This window comes from Streptomyces sp. NPDC102437, from assembly GCF_044765565.1.
Classification (GTDB): Bacteria; Actinomycetota; Actinomycetes; order Streptomycetales; family Streptomycetaceae; genus Streptomyces.
This window is the reverse complement of the sequence record NZ_JBIWKI010000101.1, coordinates 1-7,787: the sequence shown is the minus strand read 5'-3', so window position 1 is coordinate 7,787 and position 7,787 is coordinate 1. Positions and strand designations below refer to the sequence as shown.

Genomic DNA, 7,787 nt, shown 5'->3' with positions numbered 1-7,787 from the left:
ACGATCCACGCCGCGATCCTCGCCCTGTATGCCAAGGGCGAGCCCGCCGACCCGATCACGGTCGCGGCCGAGCTGACCGAGCGCGGCGAACTCACGAAGGTGGGCGGGGCGTCTTACCTGCACACCCTGGTGCAGTCGGTGCCGTCGGTGGCGAGCGCGACGTACTACGCCGACATCGTCCACGAACGGGCCGTGCTGCGGCGCCTGGTGAAGGCCGGCGGCACGATCGCACACCTGGGCACCACGGGCGAGGGCGGCCTGGACGAGATCCGCTCGAAGGCCGAGGCCGAGCTCCTGGACGCGCTCAAGGGCCCGGACCAGACCTCCACCTACGCCCCCCTCGGCGACGACGTCCCCGAGTTCTGGGACCAGCTCGAAGCCCGGATGCGCAACGGGACCGGCGTCGCGCTCACCGGAATCCCGACCGGCCTGGAAGACCTGGACGCGCTGACCGGCGGACTCCAGCCCCGCCAGCTCGTCGTCATCGGCGCCCGCCCCGCGATCGGCAAGTCCACCCTCGCCCTGGACATCGCCCGCCACGCCGCGATCGTCCACGGCAAGACCGCCGCGTTCTTCAGCCTGGAGATGAGCCGCGACGAGATCACCCAGCGCACGTTCTCCGCCGAAGCCCGCGTCGCCCTGCACCACATCCGGTCCGGGACCGTCAGCCCCGGCGACCTCCAGCGCCTGGCCGACCACACAGCCGCCATCCAGTCCGCGCCGCTGCTCGTGGACGACTCCGCCGACCTCTCACTGATGGAGATCCGATCCCGCGCCCGGCGGATCAAGCAGTCCCGGGGCCTGGACCTCCTGGTCATCGACTACCTCCAGCTCATGCAGTCCGGGGGCTCACGACGCCCGGAAAACCGTCAGCAGGAGGTCTCGGACATGTCCCGCAACCTCAAGCTGCTGGCCAAGGAACTCGGCGTACCGGTCATCGCGCTGTCCCAGCTCAACCGCGGACCCGAGCAGCGCACCGAGAAGAAACCGCTGCTCTCCGACCTGCGCGAGTCCGGCTCGATCGAGCAGGACGCCGACGTCGTGATCCTGCTCCACCGTGAGGACGCCTACGAGAAGGAATCGCCCCGCTCCGGCGAGGCCGACCTGATCGTCGCCAAGCACCGCAACGGGCCCACGGCCACGATCACGGTCGGCTTCCAGGGCCACTACAGCCGGTTCCACGACATGGGCAAGGGGGACTACTGATGCCGGAGCGCACCCAGCAGTTCGGATTGTTCGGCGCCCGGGGCGTCAAGGCGGCCGAGCTGGTCGCCCGACGGCTCGACGACCTCGCGGGCGGCATCGCCACCCCCGTTACCGCCCGGCGCGGTTGGACGGCGCGCCTGCACTACCTGACCCGGTCCGCGCACAGCCTCACCGCGGCGCGGGACGCCGGACTGACCGTCACCGACCGCACGCTGAACGCGTGGCTGGAGGGCCGGCGTGCACCGTCGCGGCGCAGCCTGGACCAGATCGAGGCGGCCTACCGGCAGGTGCGCCGGGCGAACGTCGCCCGGTACCTGCTCGGCCGCCTCAACGCCCAAGGGCGCGGGACACGGGTGGAGATCCACCCGCTGAACCAGTCCCAGGTACCCGGGCCGCGCCAACGGATGCTGGAGTACCGCACGCTCAACATCCGGCACTGGGACCGGGTCGTCGACGCGTGGGCGCGGGGCGACGATGCCGCGCTCGACGACGCGTGGGTCGACCAGATCGTCGACCTCGGATCCCAGTGGGGCCAGTACGAGTACTGCACCAACATCGGATTCGCCGCCTGAGAACGCCCCTGTACGCCTCTCTGAGCGATCATCAGCCGCCCCGGGTCTCCCAGCCCGGGGCGGCTCCCGTTCGCCCCCCAGAAGCGCGTACAGCGCCTCCCGGGGTGGCGACTGCCCGCCGTGCGCACCGTGGTGACGGGCCGTCGCCCCGGGATCCGGGCCAATCCCGGGCCGTACGGCCCGGATCCCGGGGTGTGCGGCGGCTGATTGGATTGATCGGAAACCGCAGGTCAGCATCGGTTTCCTGATCGGCTGCCGATTGGCTGCCGATTGGCAGCGCCAAGCCGATCAGCGCCAATGGGCAGCCGATCACAGGCCGATCAGCAGCCGATGGACGCCGGCTGCCGGTAACCGCTGCTGTGCACGCAGCGTGACACCGGCTGTACGTCCGCCGGGCCGACCGGGACCGGCCCACCAGGGCCCGGCGCTCCATTTCGCCGCGTCGGCCGCCTCGCGCGCGAAACGGCGTGCACACGTGCACGTGCACACGCGTGCACGCGTAGAGAGACGGCGGAAGGGTTTCCTTCCCTCCTTCCTTCCCGAGCTGGAAGGCCCGATCCCGCTTCTACAGGGGCCTTGAACGGGCATTCGGCGCGGGAAGGAAGGAGGGAAGGAAAACTCTGTGGAACGGCATCGACCTGCCGTGGCCTGCCGCCACCGGCAGGCCACGGCAGGTCGGCAGGCTGATTCCCCTACCCCCGGCGGAACGGCGATTCAGGGTCCTCCGGGCGTGGTTCCGGGGTCGGCCGGCCCGGTCCCGAGCGCGCGCCGCCGACCGCTCGGCGCGCGCCGCGACGAGACGGGCGTGGGTGCTCGGTACCCTGGAATCCGGCGGGCCCTGGGCCAAGTTCACCGTGGTGAACTTGAGAACGATCAAGCTCGCGGCCACCTGGCGGCCTCTCGGTGACACTGACGACGGTCAGTGCCGGCGACGTGCGGTACTCACCGCACCAGTCTCGCCCCCGGCCTCCCCCGCCCGCGACGTTCCCTCTCTCCCTCCCTCTCTCCCTCCCCCGTCCCGCGAACCCGCGCCACAGGCGCGACGAGGGGCCTTTCGGGGAGGGAGAGAGGGAGGGAGAGACGGCCGCCCAGGTGGTTACTCCTTACCTACTCACGATCGCCTGACCAGCGAAAGGACGTCCCCTGGGGCGTCCTGGGCGCTCTTTTCGGTCCGAAGTAGGTAAGGAGTAACCACGAGGGAGCACACGCGGCACGACAGGGCCACAGGGCGGCTCGGGGTACTGCGCGCCGATCCCGACACCTCTCTTGGTTGCACCGCCGGGTGTCTGAACCGTTGTCTGCACCGTTGGCCCCGGGGGTGCACCGGAGGTACTACCGGAGGTGTGAACCCCCTTTTCGTGATCTTGAATGTTTCCCCAGGTCAGGCCCCCTGGGCAAGCCCGTTCTCTTCGCCGACACCTCTTTCCACGCGATAGCCGTGGGCAAGAGGTTGTTGAGGATGTCCGGCGGGCGGCGGGGCCAGAACTTCCCGTTCCTCCGGAGCCGCTGGCCCGTTCAGCGCGGCGGGTCAGCAATCGGGTCAGCAGTCGGGTCAGCAGTCGGGTCAGTACCCGGCCACCGGAACACGGCGCGGTAGCCTGGCGTCAGACGGGCCGACGGCGAAGGCGACGGCCGTCACCTCCGGAGCGATCAAGCGCCTCGGGTGGCGGTGGTGCGTACCACCGCCACGCTCGCCGCCCCTTCCTGCGCGGGCCGGTTGCCCAACAGGTTGCCTAACAGGTTGCCGTACAGGTTGCCCAACAGGTTGCCGTACGGGTTGCCGTACAGGTTGTGAATGCTTCCGCCGCAGACGCCGCCGCGTCGCAGGTCACCGCCCGTGGGTCAGCGCGACGCAGACGCCGACACCTCTCTCTGCAGGAGAGAGATCCCTCCTCATCCACCCTCCCCGGGGCAAGGGCCGTGAGCGTGTGGCTGCGCCGCGTTACGGTGGGCGCCGACTGATCAACGCACGGGGGTGGCCTGGATGGTGACGACTCGGATGAGGCGCGCGGCGGTGCTGTGCGGCGCTGTGGCGCTCGTTCTCGCGCTTGCCGGATGCGGGGGCGGTGGCGGTGGTGACAAGCCGTCTGCGGGCGCGACAACGGCGCCGAGCCCGACCCGGACGGCCGACCCGGACGCGGCGGAGAAGACCGCCGTGCTCGACGCGTACCGGGGGATGTCGGCGGCGGAGGTCCGTACGTACGCCACGGGCAAGCTGGACCCGGACCTGACCCGGTACGCCGACCACCGGGCGCTCGCCGACATCAAGTCCACGCTGTTCTGGTACCAGCAGCAGGGCACCGTGATGCGGGGCGAGCCGAAGCGCACCCCGGAAGTGACAGCGCTCGACTCGGAGTCCGACCCGCTCAGGGCGACGATCAAGGACTGTGTGGACTCCAGCACCTACGACAAGGTGGAGAAGAGCTCGGGCAAGGCGGCGGCCTCTCCGTCCGGGCCGCGCCGCCACGTCGTGACATCGACCGCGCAGCGCTCCAAGACGGGCCCGTGGAAGATCTACACGTCCACCATCGAGCGGAACCGCACGTGCTGACCACGCGCAGCGCGACGGCTGCCGCCGTGCTCGTGCTGCTCCTGGCGGTGCCGGCCGAATCCGCGGTGGCCGACGGTCCGGGCGGCGGAGTGCAGTGCCCGCCCAAGGAACTGGACTGCGAGATCACGGCCGAGGACCCCGGCAAGCCTGCCGGCAAGCCGGGCAAGCCCACACCGGGCAAGCCTCCCGGCCGACCGGGCAAGCCCAAATGCGCGATCGACGGCAGGACAGTCCCCTGTTCCACCGCCGAGCTGGGAACGTTCAACTCCGCCGACGCCTGCTACTGGAAACCGCGCCAGCCATCGCCCGGCCCCGACGATCCGGTCTGGCGGATCGCCACCGGCACGCCCGCCGACTGGAAACCGGGCGACCCCGGGAAGATCTACGACGTCTCGTGTCCCGGTGCCGGCCGCGAACTGATGGGCGGCGCCACGTTCTCGAAGACGGGCCCGGCCGGGGGCGGCGTCGACGTCCAGGCGCTCGCCCAACAAGCGGTCAAGAAGCTGCGGCTGGACGGCCCGGCGGTGGCCAGTCCCCGGACGGCGGGCACGTACGTGGTCGGCATGCCGATGTGGATGTGGGTGACGAAGTCCCCGTCGACGTTCGGGCCGACGTCCGCGTCCGCGACGGCGGGCGGCGTCACCGTCACCGCCACCGCCCGGGTGTCGACGATCCGGTGGGACATGGGCGACGGCACCACCGTCACCTGCAACGGCCCCGGCACCCCGTACACCCCCGGCCAGGGCAAGACACTCTCCCCGGACTGCGGCCACCGCTACGAACGCAGCGCCGCAGACCAGCCGGACGGCCGCTACAAGGGCACCGCCACCGCCACCTGGGCCGTGACGTGGACGGCTACCGGCGGCGCCGGAACGGGAGAGACCACCCTGACCCGACAGACCGCGCTCAGCGTGCGGGTCGGTGAGGTCCACGTCCTCAACTCAGCCCCATAGTCACTGGTCACCGCCGGGGTGCCGTCACACCGTTACGACGGTATGACGGCACTCGGGCGGTAGATTGCCGGGCATGGTGATGACGAAAGACGCGTTGCTGAACCAGAAGGGCGGCGTCGCGAAAACGACGACGACGCTGCATCTGGGCGGCACGCTCGCGGCCTCAGGCCAGCGAACGCTGCTGGTGGACATGGACGGTCAGGGCAACCTGACCGACGCTCTGAAGATCCCGAGGCTGGAGCCGGGCGGGGAACTGACCCTCGCCCGCGCGATGCTGGACGGCTGTGACCGCGAGCAGGCCCGGTCCCTGGTGCGCCAGCACTCGGATGATCTGTGGCTGATCCCCAGCTCGCTGGACCTGTTCACCCTGCCGCGCCAGCTCCACAGCACGCGCAGCAAAGAGGACCGCCTCGCCTGGGTGCTGGAGCTGCTGGAAGACGACTTCGACAGCTGCCTGGTCGACTGCCGCCCGGCCCTGGACGTCGACACCGACAACATCCTGCGCTGGGCCGAGCACGTCCTCATCCCGGTCGACGTCGACGAATTCTCCCTCAAGGCCCTGGAACTGCTGCTCGGCCAGGTGCAGACCCTCGTGGCCGAGACCCGCATGCCGATGCCCCACTACCGCGGGCTCGTCATCAACCGCATCGCCCGCCCGTTCTCCGGCTTCCACCAGAAGGTCTACGACGCCTTGCACCAGCTCCCCCTGCCCGTGGTCGGGGAGATCCCGCTGCGCACCGTCGTGGCCGAAGCCAAGCACCAGGGCCAGACCCTCGCCCAGTACGAACCGAAGTCCGACGTCGCGCGCATGTTCCGCGACCTGGCCGTGAAGGCCGGCTACCTCCCGGAGACCCCCGCAGCATGAGCCCCAAGAACGACGACTTCACCGTGGACACAAGCGGCGTCAGCGCCCTGCTCACCGGCCTGTCCGGCCGCTTCAACGGTGAAACCCCAGACCAGCGCCCTAGTAACGGCACAACGGCAGAACGGCATGACGGCACAGCAGCCGTGGTCAAGCCCAGCAAGTACACGCTGCTCCTCGACCCGCAGGACGCGCTTACGCTCGACCAACTCGCTCTCCAGATGCGCCGCTGCACCGGCCGGCGAGTTGAGAAGTCGGAGATCCTGCGCTCCCTGATTCGCCTTGCGGACGCCAAGCCCGCCGTCAACGGCGCCCTCCAGGACGCCCTGGACCGCCGCCCCCGCGAGTAGGACGCGCGTCGGCGGGGCCGCGCGCGGCCGGACAACCCCGGCACTGCCCCGGCACCGGGTCGTTGGGCCTGGCATGGAGACTCAGCCGCCCGCCCGCGCCCCGTTCAGCAGCTACCTGCACCCCGACCTGCAAGCCGCCTTCAAAGCCCGCTGCGCCCTTCTCGGCATCGAGATGCGCGACGCGCTCCAGGCCGCCCTGGAAGCCTGGCTTTCCCCCGCCTCCGTCGCTCCCCGCCCGGACGACGACACCACCACCGCCCGAGCCCTGGCTCGCCAAGCCGCCCAAGCCCTCAACCAGCACGACCCGGAAACCGCCCGAGCCCTGGCCGACATCGCCCACGTCTACACACGCCTCGCCCAACTCCACCCAACCGCCCCGCCCCGCCCGCCGGCGCCCGCCCCCGAACCAGCCGACCTCCCCCAGCCCCGCAGCGCCCACCCCTGGGACGACCCCAGCCTTCCCGACGACTGCGCTCCGGGACTCGCCCCCGACCTCCTGACCGATGCCCAATCCCTTGCCCGGATCCGGTACGGATACGAGCACGGGTGGAGCCAGCGCAGGGTGGCAACGTTCGCGGGCCGTTCCCCGGCTACGGCTCACAAGCGGTACGCGGCGTTCGCCGCTGAATAGCGGTGGTGGAATTGGTGCTGCTTTCCCTGGTGTGTTTTCGGGGAAGGTGGCGCCAATTCTTTTTTGGTGCGAGCGGTGCTTTCCTTGGGTGCGGTGAATTGGTCCGTGTATTTGTCTCGATGAGGGTGCTTGACTGCTCGTAGCTTCCTGACGCTGCGTCAGGTTCGTTGGTGTGTCAGGGGCTGGGTGCTCGCCTCGGGTTGGGTCGTCGGGCGTTTAGGCAGGTCAGACGGGGTATGGAGGTGCGGGAGGGTGGTGGAGAGGTGCAGGAAATTGCGGGCGAGAGGGGCGAGCACTCGTCCAGGTGGTACGGTCTGAGTCCAGAACTCAGCCGGGCAAGGAAAATGACGCATCATCCGGACGGGCAGGTTCCGGGTACCCGGGGCACCCGCCCGTGGCTTCACGTTCCGTCACATCCCGCCCCCGGCACGGCCACCCTCCCACCTAGCCAGCCGCCCGCGTAGCGGGCCCTGATCAGGCACGGAGTGGCTGATCCTCGGATCCGGGGACCGGATCCGCAGGGCAGCGCGGAGCGCTGACCCTCACTCAGGGCCACGGAGTGGACCGGAGTCCGGCGTGCGAAGCACGCCACGGTACCGCCCCGTAGGGGCGGCGCGTCGCGTCTGCGGAGCAGACCGATCGGAAGAGCGGAGGGGAGGGAA

7 protein-coding genes are annotated in these 7,787 nt (G+C 70.2%); all 7 read left to right on the top strand.

The features are described from left to right. The coding region (dnaB, locus tag ACIRJP_RS41455; protein ID WP_404186258.1) for a replicative DNA helicase at positions 1-1,206 on the top strand (1,206 nt) is incomplete at its 5' end. Continuing rightward, positions 1,206-1,778, top strand: coding sequence for a transcriptional regulator (locus tag ACIRJP_RS41450; protein ID WP_404186256.1), 573 nt, complete (start codon positions 1,206-1,208; stop codon positions 1,776-1,778). The genes dnaB and ACIRJP_RS41450, both read left to right, overlap by 1 nt. Before the next feature lie 1,999 nt (positions 1,779-3,777). Then, entirely contained in the window at positions 3,778-4,329 is a 552-nt protein-coding gene (locus ACIRJP_RS41445) for a hypothetical protein (protein ID WP_404186254.1), read from the top strand. Then, positions 4,323-5,282, top strand: a complete 960-nt coding sequence (locus tag ACIRJP_RS41440) for an ATP/GTP-binding protein (RefSeq protein ID WP_404186252.1) — start codon at positions 4,323-4,325, stop codon at positions 5,280-5,282. The genes ACIRJP_RS41445 and ACIRJP_RS41440 overlap by 7 nt, the downstream gene beginning before the upstream one ends. A 73-nt stretch (positions 5,283-5,355) precedes the next feature. After that, positions 5,356-6,147, top strand: a complete 792-nt coding sequence (locus ACIRJP_RS41435; protein WP_404186250.1) for a ParA family protein — start codon at positions 5,356-5,358, stop codon at positions 6,145-6,147. Further along, a complete protein-coding gene (locus tag ACIRJP_RS41430) occupies positions 6,144-6,494 on the top strand; it encodes a hypothetical protein (protein ID WP_404186248.1) in 351 nt (116 codons plus the stop codon). The genes ACIRJP_RS41435 and ACIRJP_RS41430 overlap by 4 nt, the downstream gene beginning before the upstream one ends. A gap of 73 nt (positions 6,495-6,567) precedes the next feature. Then, on the top strand, positions 6,568-7,125 hold the full coding sequence (locus ACIRJP_RS41425; RefSeq protein WP_404186246.1) for a hypothetical protein: 558 nt from the start codon (positions 6,568-6,570) through the stop codon (positions 7,123-7,125). Positions 7,126-7,787 lie beyond the last annotated feature (662 nt).